At 67.5% G+C, this 14,699-nt stretch carries 17 protein-coding genes; 10 read left to right on the forward strand and 7 right to left on the reverse strand.

What is annotated here, in order from left to right:
- Positions 1-1,338 carry a class I SAM-dependent methyltransferase gene (locus IEV93_RS07275; RefSeq protein ID WP_188488296.1) on the reverse strand — a complete coding sequence of 446 codons (1,338 nt, stop codon included), beginning with the start codon at positions 1,336-1,338 and terminating at the stop codon, positions 1-3.
- On the reverse strand, positions 1,335-2,735 hold the full coding sequence (locus tag IEV93_RS07280; RefSeq protein ID WP_188490434.1) for an FAD-binding oxidoreductase: 1,401 nt from the start codon (positions 2,733-2,735) through the stop codon (positions 1,335-1,337). Before IEV93_RS07280 ends, IEV93_RS07275 begins: the two co-directional genes overlap by 4 nt.
- Before the next feature lie 268 nt (positions 2,736-3,003).
- Here IEV93_RS07280 and IEV93_RS07285 point away from each other — a divergent pair, with 268 nt between their 5' ends.
- From IEV93_RS07285 to IEV93_RS07325, 9 genes are all read left to right on the forward strand, one after another.
- Positions 3,004-3,507 (forward strand): OsmC family protein, encoded by a 504-nt coding sequence (locus IEV93_RS07285; RefSeq protein WP_188488298.1) that lies wholly within the window; start codon positions 3,004-3,006, stop codon positions 3,505-3,507.
- A gap of 90 nt (positions 3,508-3,597) precedes the next feature.
- Positions 3,598-4,035: an SRPBCC family protein gene (locus tag IEV93_RS07290; RefSeq protein ID WP_188488300.1), complete on the forward strand. Its 438-nt coding sequence runs from the start codon at positions 3,598-3,600 to the stop codon at positions 4,033-4,035.
- 39 nt (positions 4,036-4,074) lie between these two features.
- On the forward strand, positions 4,075-5,007 hold the full coding sequence (locus tag IEV93_RS07295) for a pseudouridine synthase (RefSeq protein ID WP_188488302.1): 933 nt from the start codon (positions 4,075-4,077) through the stop codon (positions 5,005-5,007).
- 12 nt (positions 5,008-5,019) lie between these two features.
- The gene (locus IEV93_RS07300; RefSeq protein WP_188488304.1) at positions 5,020-5,355 is read left to right on the forward strand and encodes a hypothetical protein; all 336 of its coding nucleotides are present in this window, start codon (positions 5,020-5,022) and stop codon (positions 5,353-5,355) included.
- Between the two features lie 69 nt (positions 5,356-5,424).
- Positions 5,425-5,751, forward strand: coding sequence for a YbaB/EbfC family nucleoid-associated protein (locus IEV93_RS07305; protein ID WP_188490435.1), 327 nt, complete (start codon positions 5,425-5,427; stop codon positions 5,749-5,751).
- A gap of 7 nt (positions 5,752-5,758) precedes the next feature.
- The gene (recR, locus tag IEV93_RS07310; protein ID WP_188488306.1) at positions 5,759-6,370 is read left to right on the forward strand and encodes a recombination mediator RecR; all 612 of its coding nucleotides are present in this window, start codon (positions 5,759-5,761) and stop codon (positions 6,368-6,370) included.
- 17 nt (positions 6,371-6,387) lie between these two features.
- A complete protein-coding gene (locus IEV93_RS07315; RefSeq protein ID WP_188490436.1) occupies positions 6,388-6,927 on the forward strand; it encodes a uridine kinase family protein in 540 nt (179 codons plus the stop codon).
- Complete coding sequence (locus IEV93_RS07320) at positions 6,924-7,709, forward strand: Rv0361 family membrane protein (RefSeq protein WP_188488309.1); 786 nt, start codon at positions 6,924-6,926, stop codon at positions 7,707-7,709. The genes IEV93_RS07315 and IEV93_RS07320 overlap by 4 nt, the downstream gene beginning before the upstream one ends.
- A gap of 119 nt (positions 7,710-7,828) precedes the next feature.
- Positions 7,829-9,847 carry a neutral/alkaline ceramidase gene (locus IEV93_RS07325; protein WP_188488312.1) on the forward strand — a complete coding sequence of 673 codons (2,019 nt, stop codon included), beginning with the start codon at positions 7,829-7,831 and terminating at the stop codon, positions 9,845-9,847.
- Positions 9,848-9,854: 7 nt separating this feature from the next.
- On the opposite strand, the gene IEV93_RS07330 is transcribed toward IEV93_RS07325, so the two are convergent.
- Positions 9,855-10,295, reverse strand: coding sequence for a hypothetical protein (locus IEV93_RS07330; protein WP_188488314.1), 441 nt, complete (start codon positions 10,293-10,295; stop codon positions 9,855-9,857).
- A 74-nt stretch (positions 10,296-10,369) separates the two neighbouring features.
- Entirely contained in the window at positions 10,370-10,717 is a 348-nt protein-coding gene (locus IEV93_RS07335) for a nuclear transport factor 2 family protein (RefSeq protein WP_188488316.1), read from the reverse strand.
- A gap of 107 nt (positions 10,718-10,824) precedes the next feature.
- Between IEV93_RS07335 and IEV93_RS07340 the strand changes: the two genes are divergently transcribed.
- A complete protein-coding gene (locus IEV93_RS07340; protein ID WP_188488317.1) occupies positions 10,825-11,709 on the forward strand; it encodes a LysR family transcriptional regulator in 885 nt (294 codons plus the stop codon).
- A 78-nt stretch (positions 11,710-11,787) separates the two neighbouring features.
- Here IEV93_RS07340 and IEV93_RS07345 read toward each other — a convergent pair whose 3' ends face one another.
- From IEV93_RS07345 to IEV93_RS07355, 3 genes are read right to left on the reverse strand one after another with little or no spacing between them, the layout of a single operon-like run.
- Complete coding sequence (locus IEV93_RS07345) at positions 11,788-12,513, reverse strand: type 1 glutamine amidotransferase (RefSeq protein ID WP_188488319.1); 726 nt, start codon at positions 12,511-12,513, stop codon at positions 11,788-11,790.
- Positions 12,506-13,669 carry a Mur ligase family protein gene (locus IEV93_RS07350; protein WP_188490609.1) on the reverse strand — a complete coding sequence of 388 codons (1,164 nt, stop codon included), beginning with the start codon at positions 13,667-13,669 and terminating at the stop codon, positions 12,506-12,508. The genes IEV93_RS07345 and IEV93_RS07350 overlap by 8 nt, the downstream gene beginning before the upstream one ends.
- On the reverse strand, positions 13,666-14,691 hold the full coding sequence (locus IEV93_RS07355; protein ID WP_188488321.1) for an EamA family transporter: 1,026 nt from the start codon (positions 14,689-14,691) through the stop codon (positions 13,666-13,668). The genes IEV93_RS07350 and IEV93_RS07355 overlap by 4 nt, the downstream gene beginning before the upstream one ends.
- Between the last annotated feature and the right edge of the window lie 8 nt (positions 14,692-14,699).

Consider the following 14,699-nt stretch of genomic DNA (forward strand, 5'->3'; position numbering starts at 1 on the left):
TCAGGCGTTCCACCACGGACGCAGGGGCAGTCCGTTGGAACCGTCGTCGGCGAGCTTCACGCCCAGCACCTGATGCAGCTGGATGATGTTGCGCTCGAAGCCCACACGGCAGCCGGCCAGGTACAGGCCCCACAGTCGCGCCGTCGATTCGCCGACCTCCTCGACCGCAGCGTCCCAGTTCTCCACCAGGTTGCGATTCCAGTCGCGCAGCGTCATCGCGTAGTGCTCGCGCAGGTTCTCCTCGTGGACCACCTCGAGTCCGCCGACATCTTGCACGGCCGAGATGATGGTGCCCGACCCGGTCAGCTCCCCGTCGGGGAACACGTACCGGTCGATGAAGGCGCCCGCCTTGTGCTTGCCCTTGTTGTCCGGGCGGGTGATGCAGTGGTTCAGGAACAGGCCGCCGGGCTTGACCTTGTCGCGCATGAACCCGAAGTACGACGGGTAGTTCGCGACACCGATGTGCTCGGTGAGGCCGATGGAGGACACGGCGTCGAAATTCGACTCGGTGACATCGCGGTAGTCGCTGAACCGAACCTCGGCGAACTCACTGAGTCCCTCGTCGACGATCGCCTTCTGCGCCCACGCCGCCTGCTCGGCCGACAGGGTCGCACCGATCGCGTAGACGCCCTGGCGTGCGGCGTACCGGACCATTCCGCCCCAGCCGCAACCGATGTCGAGCAATCGATCACCCGGCTTGAGCTGAAGCTTGTCGAAGACGAGACGGTACTTGTTGTCCTGAGCGGTCTCCAGGCTCGCATCGCGTTCCGGGTAGCAGGCGCACGTGTAGGTCATCGACGGGCCGAGCACCCACTCGTAGAACGTGTTCGAGACGTCGTAGTGGTGGTGGATGGCCTCGGCGTCGCGGGCCCGGCTGTGCCGCAGACCTTCTGCGATGCGACGCCAGCGGGGCTGTGCTTCCTGCGCCGGCGGTGCGATCGGCTTGAACGCCTCGAGGCCGAGGGAACGCGTGATCGTGGCCATCATCATCGCGCTCGGGCGGGCGAAGCTGACGTTGGCCGACAGCGCCTTGAGCGAGTCGTACGGGTCGCCCGGGTGACTGCCGCGCAGGTTCAGATCCCCCGAGATGTAGGCACGCGCCATGCCCAGGTCGCCGGGGGCTGTGACGAGGTACGTGGTGCCCCGTGGGGTCACGAGGTCGAGTCCGTACTCGGCGTCCTCGGGTCCGGCGGCGCTCCCGTCATATGCGGTGACCCGAACGTTCAGGTCACCGCCTGCAACCGCCTCGACGATCTCGGCGAGCGACATCTTCGGGCTCGAATTCTTGGTCGAGCGGGGAGCGCCCGGTTGACTGCTGCTATCTCGAAAAGTCGTCATTGACGCTTCACCGCCTTTGCGTAGAGGTCCAGGAATCGTGATGCGGGGTCGTGATGTTTGCGCAGCAGGCGATAGGACTCGCCGCCGTAGAGCTCGTCGAACTCCGCCTCGTCGTAGAAGGAGTCGGAATACAGCGACTTGTGGCCGTCGAGCTCGGAGACCTTGCGCTCGATGAGTCGGTTGGCCCGGCCCTCCGGTTCGCCCTCGATCTTCGGGACGGCCGACCAGAAGCCGACGTTGACGTAGGTGTGCCGGGGTGCCAGCGGGTACAGCGGCCAGGGGCGTGAGCTGTCCGCCCCATCGGGTAGCGGGTCGTGAAGTCGCAACGGACACAGCCAGATCGGTTCGATCGGGATGTTCTCGAGGAACCAGGCGATGAACTCCGCGGTGCGTTCGATGGGCACCTCGATGTCCTGGACGACGCGCTCGTTCGGCGGCTCACCCTTGCGGGCGTTGAGTCGGTCGGCGATGTCGAAGCGGTGGTCCAGGGCGATGAGCTTCCAGTAGAAACTGCTGCGCAGCAACCGCTTCGGCCAGAACCGTCGGATCTTCGGGTTCTGCGCCCCGAATGCGCGCGAACACCAGAACCAGTCGGTGTCCCAGCGCCAGAGGTAGTCGTGGATCGTCAACCGATCCCGTTTCGGTGTGGAGAGGTCCGCATGCTGGATGGACCGGTAGAAGATGTCGGAGCCGGTGTAGTCGCTGACCGGACCGGGCTCGGCGCTGCGTCGCCCCAGGGTCAGGTAGGACTCGCCGGCCGAGAACACGACTCCGTCGAGGTAGTCCACGACCTCGCCGTCGTGGCTGCGGTCGGTGACGATGCGGTCCATCGTCTCCTGCAGGGTGGCCACGTCGTCGAAGCGCAGATGGCGCAGTTCGACGAACGGCTCGACCTTCTCCAGCTCGATCTTCAATCTCGTGCTGTAGCCAAGGGTTCCGTACGAATTGGGAAAGCCGAAGAAGAGGTCGGAGCGTTCGTTGGTGGGGCTGACCGTGACGATCTCGCCGGATCCGGTGAGGACGTCCATCTCGCGGACGGTCTCGTGCGGCAGCCCGTTTCGGAACGACGTGCTCTCGATGCCGAGTCCGGTGACCGCACCACCGAGCGTGATGGTCTTGAGCTGTGGGACGACGAGCGGCGCCAGGCCGTAGGGGAGTGTCGCGTCGACGAGGTGCTCGTAGGTGCACATGCCGGCGACGTCAGCGGTCATCGCGTCGGCGTCGACCTCGATGACACGGTCGAGACCGGAGACGTCGAGACCCGGATACGGGTTCTTGTCGCGGCGGCGGAACAGATTCGACGTTTTCTTCGCAAGTCGGACACGTGCATGTGGGGGTATCGCGCGGTAGCTCGCCAGCAGGGTGTCGACACCCGCGGCGAAGGAGTCCCACCCCATCTCCCGGTCGCTGCTCGTCGACCTGTCTGCACTCATACTCTGGTGAACCTCTTCGATTGCTCACGTCGGCACGGCGGCTGCCGCAGACGCGGCGAAGCCCTCCATGGCGTCCCGCCCGCGACCCGCGCCCGAACCCATTGAGCCTAGGACTCCTGGGTCTGCACCGCCAACCAACCGTGCGTCACGATGCGCTGATGCGTGGGTGAACAACCACCGCCGCAGAGGCTGCCAACACCGGCTTTGCCACCGACGTGACAACATCGGATGTATGGATGCCAGCGCCCTGCGAAATCTCCAGAAACCACTCAAGGACAGCTACCGGGACGACCCGGGCGCGGCCATCGCGCCGCTGCACGCCGTCGGCACGTTCACCGATGACGACATCACCTGCACGGTCGACACGTGGGCCGGCTCGGTGCGCGCCGGACTGCACCCCACCACCGGTGGCGACGGCAGCGAGGCCTGCTCCGGCGACATGCTGCTGCAGGCCCTGGTGGCGTGTGCCGGTGTGACGTTCCGGTCCGTCGCCACGGCGATGTCGTTGGACATCCGCAACGCGCAGGTCCGCGCCGACGGCGCATTCGATGCCCGCGGCACCCTCGGCGTCGACCGCGACACCCCCGTCGGGATGACCGACATCTCGTTGACCTTCACCTTCGAGACCGACGAGGACGACGTGAAGATCGACAAGCTCCTCGAGCTGACCGAGCGCTACTGCGTCGTTGCCCGCACGCTGGCCGGTTCGGCCCCGGTGGAGGTACGTCGCGGCTGAGGCCGCACGCACCGCACGACCCGCCCGCGCACACCTCCGTATCCTTGCGGGCGACATCGGAGTCCATCGACACGCTAGGAGTGATTCGTCGTGGCACAGGTTTCGGCTACACAGTCGATCGACATCAACGCAGCACCGGATTCGGTGCTGGCGGCACTGAGTGACTACGCCGTCGTGCGTCCGCAGATCCTGCCCGAGCAGTACCTCGACTACCAGGTGATCAGTGGTACCTCCGGCGGGGGCACGGTCGCGCAGTGGACGCTGCAGGCGACGTCGAAGCGGTCGCGCAACGTGAAGGCCACCGTCGCCGTCGACGGTTCGACCATCACCGAGAACGACGAGAACTCGACCATGGTGACCACCTACACCGTCTCGCCCCAGGGCAACGGGTCGATGGTGGAGACGACGACGTCGTGGAAGGGCGCAGGCGGCATCGGCGGCTTCTTCGAGAAGACTTTCGCTCCCAAGGGACTCAACCGCATCCAGGCCGCCCTCCTCGGCAACCTCAAGTCCCGCCTGGAGAAGTGATCGCGACGGGCGGCCTCGCCGCGGGTCGGTAGCGCGGCGATGGGCCGACGCCGCAGGTCGTCGCCGCTGCCGCCACGTCACGGGGTGGACGCGACCCGGGTGGTGCTGCGTACCTCCGACGAACCGATGATCGACGCCCTGCGTCGGGCGCCTGCGCTCTCCGACGTCGATGAGGCCGGACTGCTGGCGCGGTTCGCGGCGCGCGAGATCGTCGACTCCTCGGGGTCGCCGATCGACCCAACGACCGCGACCACCGCCGGCGCCCCGATCTACCTCTACCGCGACCTCCCGGAGGAGATCGCGATCCCGTTCGAACTACCGGTCCTGCACGCCGACGAGGACATCATCGTCGTCGACAAGCCGCACTTCCTCTCCACGATGCCCCGCGGCGTCCACGTGGTGGAGACCGCGCTCGTGCGTCTGCGTCGGGAGTTCGGCTCCGATCTCATCAGCCCGGCCCACCGGCTCGACCGCCTCACCGCGGGTGTTCTGCTGTTCACCCGACGACCGCAGGTGCGACGCGACTACCAGAATCTGTTCGCGGATCGTCGCGTGGACAAGGAGTACCGGGCGGCGGCGCCGGTGCGCGCCGATCTGAGGCTTCCCGCCGATGTCGCGAACCGGATCCTCAAGGACTCCAGCGACCTGCGGGCGCGGGTCGTCGACGGCGAGATCAACGCGCGCAGCCGGGTCGAACTGATCGACGGACCCTCTGAGGCGACGGGCGGTCTGGCCGAGTATCGGCTGACGCCGCACACCGGACGGACCCATCAGTTGCGACTGCACATGGCCGAGCTGGGCATCCCGATCGACGGTGATCCGCTCTACCCGGTGGTCTGCCCCGAGCTCGCGGCGCTGTCCGAGTCCGGTGACTTCACGCGCCCGCTGCGTCTGGTCGCCCACCGACTCGAGTTCGACGACCCGCTCTCGGGTCGACGGCGCGTTTTCCGCAGTACCCGGTCGGTGGTGTGAGGAGATGAGGTCATGATCGTCGTCTCCTACGACCGCTTGCCCGACCTCAAGTTCGAGGCGGTCGTCTTCCTCGACACCGAGAGCGGTGACTGCTTCCAGATCCAGCGCGACCTGATGTCGCTGGCGACCACCGAGGCGTCCACCCATCAGATCTCCACCGGCATGGGCGCCCCGATCCCCGATGCCATCCTGCACTGGCGGCGCATCGACGACCGGTTCGAGTTCGCCCTGACCCCACGGGCCGCCCGCATCTTCGGCGGCAGCGACGTGCTCTCGTTCGACGTCGAGCCGGAGCAGGGCAGCACCGTCGACGAGATCGCCGACCACGTGGAACGCCTTCTGCGCTGAGGTGAGCGTGGGGGACGGGGTCGTCGGTCACCAGCCACTACTCTGGAACGCGTGGATCCCGAGAACCCGATGGCAGGCCTGCTCGCCCAGGCTCAGAAAATGCAGGAACAGCTGCTCAGCGCCCAGAACACGATCGCAGCGACCGAGCTCACCGGTACCGCCGGTGGCGGCCTGGTGACGGTCACCGGTTCGGGCGCGGGTGAGATCACCGCGGTCACGATCGACCCCAAGGTCGTCGACACCGACGACATCGAGACGTTGCAGGACCTGATCGTCGGGGCGCTCGCCGACCTCGCGACCAAGCGCGACGAGCTCACCTCGAACGCCATGGGTCCGCTCGCGGGTGGCCTCGGCGGCGGACTCCCCGGCTTCGGCGGTCCCGGCCTGGGGCAGTGAGGACCGAGTGTACGAAGGGCCGATCCAGGATCTGATCGACGAGCTGGCCAAGCTCCCCGGTCTGGGACCGAAAGGCGCTCAGCGCATCGCGTTCCACCTGCTCGGCGGCGAGAACAAGGAGATCGACCGTCTCATCGGCGCCCTCGGGCACGTCCGTGACGACGTCACCTTCTGCGTGGAATGCGGGAACGTCTCCGCCGACAAGCTGTGTCGGATCTGCGGCGACGCGCGACGCGACGCGACCAAGATCTGTGTCGTCGAGGAACCGAAGGACGTGCAGGCCATCGAACGGACCAAGGAGTTCGCGGGCCGCTACCACGTCCTCGGTGGCGCCCTCGATCCTCTCGGCGGCATCGGACCCGATCAGCTACGGATCCGAGAGCTGTTGCGTCGGTTGGCCAATCAGACCGATGGGGTCGACGTCAGTGAGATCATCGTCGCGACCGACCCCAACACCGAGGGTGAGGCGACCGCGACCTACCTCGTCCGGATGCTCAAGGACTTCCCCGGACTCTCGGTCACCCGACTGGCGTCCGGGTTGCCGATGGGCGGCGACCTCGAGTTCGCCGACGAGCTGACCCTGGGGCGCGCGATGTCGGGGCGACGGGTCCTGACGTGACCGCAGCCGTCGGTCGGTTGTCGTACAACGCTGCGGCACAACAGGTCGCCGACGGTCTGCGCGCGGGGGTCGTGGCGATCGACGGACCGTCCGGTGCGGGTAAATCGACGTTTGCCGACGCCCTGATGGCGGAACTGGCCCGACGGCGCGTTCGGGCGGTGCTGATCCGAACCGACGACTTCGCGACGTGGGATGACCCCGTGGGGTGGTGGCCGGAGCTGGAAGCCGATGTGCTGCAGTCGTTCACCCGGCGCCACGACTATCGCTATCACCCTCGGGTGTGGCAGTACGGCACAGCGCAGGCGGGACCACGTGTGTGGGTGCGGTGGGAACCGCTGCTGATCATCGAGGGCGTCTCCAGTGCCCGCGCCCGGATGGCGGATCGGCTCGAGACCGCGCTCTGGCTCGACGGTGGTTCGGCGGCCGAACGCCTCGAACGGGCCGTTGCCCGTGACGGCGAGCAGTCCAGGGCGCACCTGCAGCGGTGGCAGGATTTCGAGTTCGGGTGGTTCGCCGTGGACCGCACCCGCGAGCGGTGTCAGGTGGTGTCGGTGTGAACCAACCTCCGTACGGTCCTCCCGGGGATCAATCGGGTGGATACGACCCCCGAGCGTGGGGACCGCCCGCGCAACCCGGATACGGCCCTGGTCCCTACGGCCCACCGGGTCAGGCAGGTCCGTTCGGCCCGCCCGGCCCGTATGGGCCGCCGCCCGGCGCCTACGGTCCGCCCGGCCCCCAGGGACCGCCTCCGTTCGGTCAGTACCCGTACGGACAGCAGCCTTTCGGCCAGCAGCCCTTCGGTCAGCCGGACGCCGGGCCGCCGTGGCAATCACAACCGGGCCCGGGTGGGCCGAAGCGCAACCGCGGGCCGTTGGTGGCCGCCGCCGTTCTCATGGTGGCGGTGGTGATCGCCGGCGTCGTCACCGCGGTCGTCCTGCTCACCGGGGGTGACGATTCCGACGGCTCGTCCGTCGCCGGCACTTCGTCTGCAGGGGCGTCGGTCGCTCCGACGACATCCGGCTCCACCGGGGCGTCGTCGGACGACGAGGCCGAGATCCAGGTCGTCGTCGCCGGTTACGCGAAGGCTGTGACCAGTGGTGACGGCGCCTCCCTGGGGCCGCTCGTGTGTTCGCAGGACCTGGCCCTGATGCAGCGATCGGCATCTGGTGGTGGCGCGGGCACGTTCACCGGCCTCCCGGACTACCAGGTGACCGACATCGTCGTCGCCGGCGACAAGGCGACGGCGAAGTTCGGATTCGACACTGTGCCGGTGAAGGTCGACGTCGCGCTGCTGAAGGAGAGCGGCAGCTGGAAGGTGTGTCCCAGCAGCGTCCGTTGATGCAGAGCTCGGTCGTTCCCTGAGCGGAGCCGCCGTTTCCCCGAGCCGAACGCGCCGATCCTGCGATGATCATCCCTGCGCACGGGTGGGCGCGGGATGACGGACAGGACGGTTTCGGTATGGGTGAAGCGGTCGACAGGCGCACGGTGCTGGGTGCCCTGGCCGTCGGTGCGGGTGGTGTCGCGATCGGCGGGGCGTTGGCCACCGAGCGAGCCGGTGTGGCGCAGGCCGAGCCGTCCGGATCGGGCGGATATCTCGTCGGCTGCGGTCGGGCGGACATGACCGGCGCCGTCGCCGGGCAGGGGATGATGGGTTACTCCGAGCCCGACCAGGTCAGCGCCGGCCTGCTGTCGCGGTGCTGGGCGCGTGCCTACGTGATCGCCGATCAGGTCGGCGGCGGCCGCGTCGTCTTCGTCAACGCCGACGTGGCGTGTCTGTTCCAGTCGGTCCATCTCGGTGTGATCGCGCGTCTGCGAGAGCGATTCGGCGATCTGTACACCGAGCGCAACGTGAACCTCAACGCCACCCACAACCACAACTCGTGCGGCGGTACGGCGTGGGACTACGCCTACACACTCGCCGCGTTCGGCTTCAAGAAACGGTCGTACGAAGCCGAGGTGAACGGAATCGTCAACGCGATCGTCAAGGCGCACAGGGATCTCGCCCCCGGAACCATCACGATCGGCCGCGGAGAACTGCACGACGCCAGTGCGAACCGATCGCGGACCGCGTTCGACCGCAACCCGGCGGCGGAGAAGGCGATGTTCCCCGACGCGATCGATCCCGCCGTGACCGTGCTGCGACTGCGCAAGAACGGCGCGTCGGCCGACGCCGGTCAGATCACGTGGTTCTCGACGCACGGCACCTCGCTGACCGACCGCAACGTCCTCATCTCCGGCGACAACAAGGGCTACGCCAGTTACCTAGCGGAGTCCGCCACCGACGGGGTGGTCGCGTCGTTCCCGCAGACCAACGCCGGAGACATGACACCGAACCTCTGGCTGCGCAAGCTGCAACCGTCCGGCCCGACCACCGACAACCGGACCAACTGCCTCATCATCGGACGCCGTCAGCACGACGCGGGCCTAGCCGCGCTCGCCACCGCGACACCCATGGTGCGCAACGGAATCGAGTCGGTGGTCCACTACGTCGACTTCTCGAGGGTGTCGATCGCCGCGCGGTTCACCCCGGAGGGCAAGCCCGCGCGGACAGGCCCGGCATGCATGGGTGCGGCGGCCATCGGGACGAGCACCGAGGACAACTACAACCGGCCGGTGCCGTTGTTCGACGAGGGCCAGAAGATCGACGTCCCCGACTGGGTGCGCGACGTGCAGGCCCCCAAGATCGTCGTCGTCCCGTTGGGGTTGCTGCCGCCGTCGGGCTGGATCCCGTCGATCCTGCCGATCCAGATCATGCGCATTGGGTCGCTGGTACTCGCCGCTGCGCCCGCCGAGTTCACGATCGTGGCCGGGCTGCGGGTCCGACGGGTGGTGGCCGCTGCGCTCGGTGTCGGTGCCGACGACGTACTGCTGCAGGGATACGCCAACGGCTACAGCCAGTACGTCACCACCGAGCAGGAGTACGACGCGCAACAGTACGAGGGCGGCGAGACGCAGTTCGGGCGGTGGACGCTCTCGGCCTACCTCCAGGAGTTCGACCGGCTGGCGCGGTCGATGGTGTCGGGAACGGGTCTGGGTCGGGGGCCTGCGCCGGTGGACAAGTCCTCACCGCAGCCCGATCTTCTCCCGGCCGTCCCGCCGGACGCACCGATGCGCGGCCATCGTTTCGGCGACGTGCTCACCGAGCCGTCCACCCGGCACGCCCCGCGCTCGACCGTCGCTGTCGATTTTGTCGGCGCGCATCCGACCAACGACTTCCACACCGACGGAACGTACTTCACGGTCGAGAAGCAGGACGGCGCGCGGTGGGTGTCGGTGTTCGACGACAACGACTGGTGCACCGAGCTGCACTGGAAGCGACCGACGGGCTCACAGAACGCCTCGGTCGTCACGGTGCGATGGACCATCCCGGCCGACACGCGGGGACGGTTCCGGATCCGCTACTTCGGTGACAGCCGGTCCGCAACGGGAACCGTTCGGCCGTTCACCGGGACCTCGGGGGTCTTCACCGTCGCCTGACGCGAGTTCACGGAAGGTCGTCGTCGAGCGTTGCCCCCAGATCGATGCGCCACCAGTGCTTCTTGTCGAGTTCGCCGAACATCACCGCAACGACTGACATCATGATGCCGGTGTCCGGATGCGTTCGGCCGGCGCGAACGATGAGGTCATCGGAGTCCTCCGCCTCCAGCGCAGCGTTGGCGATCTCGTTGTCGTGATCGGACGCAGAGATCTCGATGACCGCGCAGCGATGCTGTCGGAAGGTGGTCATGGTCACGATCGCATCCAGGTTGTCGGGATGCGCCGTCGAGATGGCCAGGTCGGCGGAGTCGTTGAAGACGCGTTCGGGACCCCATCCCCAACCCCCGTCGATCAGCAGTTTGCGTGCAACCGCTCGGCTGAGTACCTCGACGTCGTAGCCATCACGATCGCTGTCGGCGGGAACGGTGACGAACAACTGAACGCTCAACGGATCAAGGTCATTGCGACCATTCGGCACGACCGCCATGGGGGACGTAGCTCACCACTCATGGCCCGATGATGTCACCCGGCGGCGACAATGGCGCGCGGGTCGAACGCCACCCGGATGGCCACGATCTTCCCGTCGACGATGGCCTGCCAGTTCACGGTCGGGGCGGGCGGCGCGACCGTGGTGTGGAGGTCGAACCAGGTGAGGACGTCGTCACCGTCGACGGCCACCTTGGCCACATCGATGTCGTCGAGGATCTGCGACATCCCCTTCAGGCCGGCCACGCAGTCATCGGCGTTGTCCAGTGTGGCCATGGGGCCCACGAAGGTGACGTCGTCGGCCAGGAGCGCACGCAGGGAATCGAAGTCGCGGTTCTTCCACGCGGTGAAATATGCGGCTGAGGTCTCTCGGATATCGGTCATGAATCGATGGTGCGGTCGGTCCTGGCCCCGGGTCCAACAACTTCTGGCGATGAGATCGATCGTTCTGGGTTGTCGGTGCAGCTCACCGGGGCGTTATGGTCTGCCGCATGGAGTTGCGGCAGCTCGAATACCTGATCGCGGTGGCCGACGAGGCGGGCTTCACGCGCGCGGCCGAGCGGGTCCACGTGACGCAGTCCGGCATCAGCGCCCAGATCCGGCGTCTGGAGCGAGAACTCGGGGTGACGCTGTTCGACCGTGGTGCCCGTTCGGTGCGTCCGACGGCGGCCGGTGAGGTGGCGATCGATCATGCCCGTCGGGTGGTCGACGAGGTCGCAGTCCTGGCCCGGGCGGTGACGCTGGCCGGCGACGTCGTGCAGGGCCGCCTCGACATCGGCATGATCACGGCGTTCTCCGGTCCGCCCCTGTTCGACGCGCTCGCGGCATTTCACACCGCCCATCCGGTCGTCGAGATCGGAGTGGTGGAGGGCCGATCGGCTGACCTCGTCGACCAGGTTCGAGTCGGCGATCTCGATGTCGCGTTGGTCGGCGTCGCAGAGGAACCCCCGACGGACCTCGAGTCGCGGGTGCTGGTTCGTGATCGTCTGATGATCGGCGTCGCCGCCGACCATCCGCTGGCCCGACGCGCGCGAGTCACCGTCGCCGACATCTGTGCCCATCCGCTCATCAGCCTGCCCGTGGGAAACGGAATCCGCGCGGCGCTCGATCGCGTCTGCACAACGCACGATGTCACCGCCGATGTGACGCTCGAGGCCGGCGCACCGGATGCGGTGGCCGCTCTTGCGTCGCGCGGTCTCGGCGTGGCACTGCTCAGTGAGTCGTCCATGACCACAACTGATGAGCTGGTGGTGATGCCGGTGGTCGACGCCGACGTCCACGCACTACTGGCACTTGTGTGGCGATCCGAACCCGCACCGACGGTTCGCCGTTGGCTCGATCTGGCCGGGGATCTCGGATTCAGCGGGATGTCGTAACCCGATGATGTGTGGTTTCGGTGATGTCCACCTGCGGAAACGGTCACCGAAACCGCACACTTCCGGGGGTGGGGCCGGTCAGCGTTTGGCGGCGGTGATCCGTTCACGACGTAGCTGGTCGATCTCGGGCAACGGCAGGGGAGCGAGCTCGTCGGTGCCGAGCGCCTGCTTGAGCAGGTGGTCGGCGAGTTCGGGGTTGCGGGCCAGCGCCGGACCGTGCAGATAGGTGCCGATGACCGAACCGGTGACCGCGCCGTCGACGTGGGTGCCCTCGCCGTTCCCGTGTCCCGACACCACGCGCGCGAGCGGTGTCGAGTCGGATCCCAGAGTTGTTCCGCCGCGGTGGTTCTCGAATCCGGTGAGCTGCTGTGTCAGGCCCGGCAGCGTCGGGTTGGTGACCAGTTCGCCGATGCTGCGAACGCCCTGCGGGGTGGTGGTCAGATCGAGCATCGAGATGCCCTCGACGCGCTCACCGGCCGAGGTCTCGTACCAATGCCCCAGCACCTGGATCGCGGCGCAGATCGCCAGCACGGGCGCACCTCGCTCGGCTGCTCTCTGTAAGCCGGGGTAGCGCAACAGGTGTCGGGTCGCCAGGCGTTGGGCGTAGTCCTCGGCGCCGCCGAGGGTGTAGACGTCGAGGGAGTCCGGCACGGGGTCGTCGAGATTGATCTCGATGATCTCCGCGTCGATGCCACGCATCCGCGCGCGCTGGCGCAGCACCAGTGCGTTGCCGCCGTCGCCGTAGGTACCCATCACGTCGGGCAGGACGAGTCCGATGCGCAATGTAGATGTGCCGTCAGCCATGTCGCTGCTCCGCTCGCTCGATGCGGTCGATCGCGACACCGAGGTCGCGGAACGCGGTGTAGTTCGCGAGCACGTCGACACGGCCCGGAGGGCACGACGCGATCGCGGCGAGCGGATCGGGAATCGTCGAATGCTCTGCTCCGGCATAGATGAGGCGGACGCCGAGGTCCGAGGCGCGTTCGCCCGCGGCGACCACCGCGGTGTTCTCGAAGTGCTCGAAGCGCACGTCCCACAACCAGGAGAGGTCCTCGCCGTCGGGGACCTGTCCGTTCACGGCGATCACGAGGCCGGAGGCGGTCGGGTCGATCATCGACATCGCCTCCTGCCAACCCGCGGGGTTCTTCGCCAGCAGCATCCGCACGGAGTGTTCGCCGACGGTCCGCACGCCGTAGCGTCCGGCGACCTCGCCCACGCCGGACACCGCGGTCACGGCGGCAGCCGGATCGGCCCCCATCGTCACCGCGGCGGCGACAGCCTGTGTCGCATTGCCGCGGTTGGCCTTTCCGGGCAGTGTCAGGGTCATCGGTGCGGTGAAACCGTCGGGGCCATGGATGGAGTTCTCGTCGAACCACCACGTGGGGGTGGGGCGCCGGAAGTTTGTTCCGCTGCTGTACCAGTCGCTGTCGGTGCGGACGATGGGTTCACCGGACCGCGGGCAGCTGACCGAGTCGTTCGCCCACCCCGCGCCCGCGGCCACCCACACGACGTTGGCGGCGTCGTAAGCCGCCGACGACACGAGGACGTCGTCACAGTTGGCGATCACCGTCATGTCCGGGTGGCGGGCGATTCCCTCACGCAGGCGACGCTCGATGATGTTGATCTCGCCGACACGGTCGAGCTGGTCGCGCGAGAGGTTCAGCAGCACAAGCACATCGGGGTCGACGGCGTCGCTGACGTGCGGGACGTGCAGCTCGTCGACCTCGATCGCCGCGTAGGGGGCGTCGCGTCCGAGGGTGAGGGCCGCGATGATCCCGGCGTCCATGTTGGCGCCGTCGGCCTGGCTGATCACCTGGCCCAGGGTGCCCAGGGCGGCGGTGGTCATCTTGGTGGTCGTCGACTTGCCGTTTGTACCGGTGATCAGCGCGGTCCGCTTGCCGCCGGCCAGACGACCCATGATGGACGGGTCGATCTTCGCGGCGATGAGACCACCGATCATGGAGCCTTTGCCGCGACCGGTTCTCTGTGAGGCCCATCGGGCGCCGGCTGCTGCCGCGAGCGCCGTCCGGGTGCGAATCGGGAGGCGTGCCCGGGGGGTTCGGGGAGCGTCGGACATGCCTGCGAGTCTTTCACAGGAGCCGGTTTGCGCGCCGAACCCATCAGTCCGGCCAGGCAGCCGACGATGACGATCGCCGCCCCGATCAGTTGCAGCAGGCTGGGCTGCTCGTGCAGCGCGATCCACGAGGCGGTGATGCCGACCACGGGGACCAACAGCGAGAACGGGGCGACCGTGCTCGCCGGGTGCTTGCTCATCAGATATGACCACAGTCCGGATCCGACGATGGTCCCCAGCAGGACGACGTATGCCAGACCGGCCAGCGCAACGAGACCGTCGGGGGTGAACGCGGTGGCCATGGCGTCGTAGCCCGCAGCGGGGCCTTCGATGACGAGACTCATCAGGTACAGCGGGATCGGTGGGACGACGCACATCCACAGGGTGAGTCGCATGGGGTTGTCGCTGCGGGCGAGTCGGCTGCCCAGGTTGCCGAACGCCCAGCCCAGACCGGCGATCAGGGTCAACGCCATCGGGATGATGCCCGCACCCGCACCGGCCTGCATCCGGTCGATCGCGATGACCACCATCCCTCCGATGGCGACGGCGATACCGGCGACCTGACGTCGTGTCATGCGCTCTCCGAGCAACACGACGCCCAGGACGACCGTGAACGGCGCCGACGACTGCAGCACCAGCGACGCAAGTCCGGTGGGCATCCCGTTCGCCAGCGCGAGAAAGAGGAAGGCGAACTGGATGATGCCGAATCCGACGCCGTAGAGCAGCCACCATCGAACGGGGACATCGGGGAAGGGGACGAACAGGATCACCGGAACCGCCATGACCGCGAATCGCAGAGCTGCGAAGAAGAAGGGTGGGAAGTGCTCGAGGCCGGCGTGGATGGCGATGAAGTTCACGCCCCAGAGCAGAACCACGGTGAGGCCGATCAGGCGGTGACGAGTGGACATGCGCCCAT

Origin of the sequence: Williamsia phyllosphaerae, from assembly GCF_014635305.1 — a bacterium.
Classification (GTDB): Bacteria; Actinomycetota; Actinomycetes; order Mycobacteriales; family Mycobacteriaceae; genus Williamsia_A; species Williamsia_A phyllosphaerae.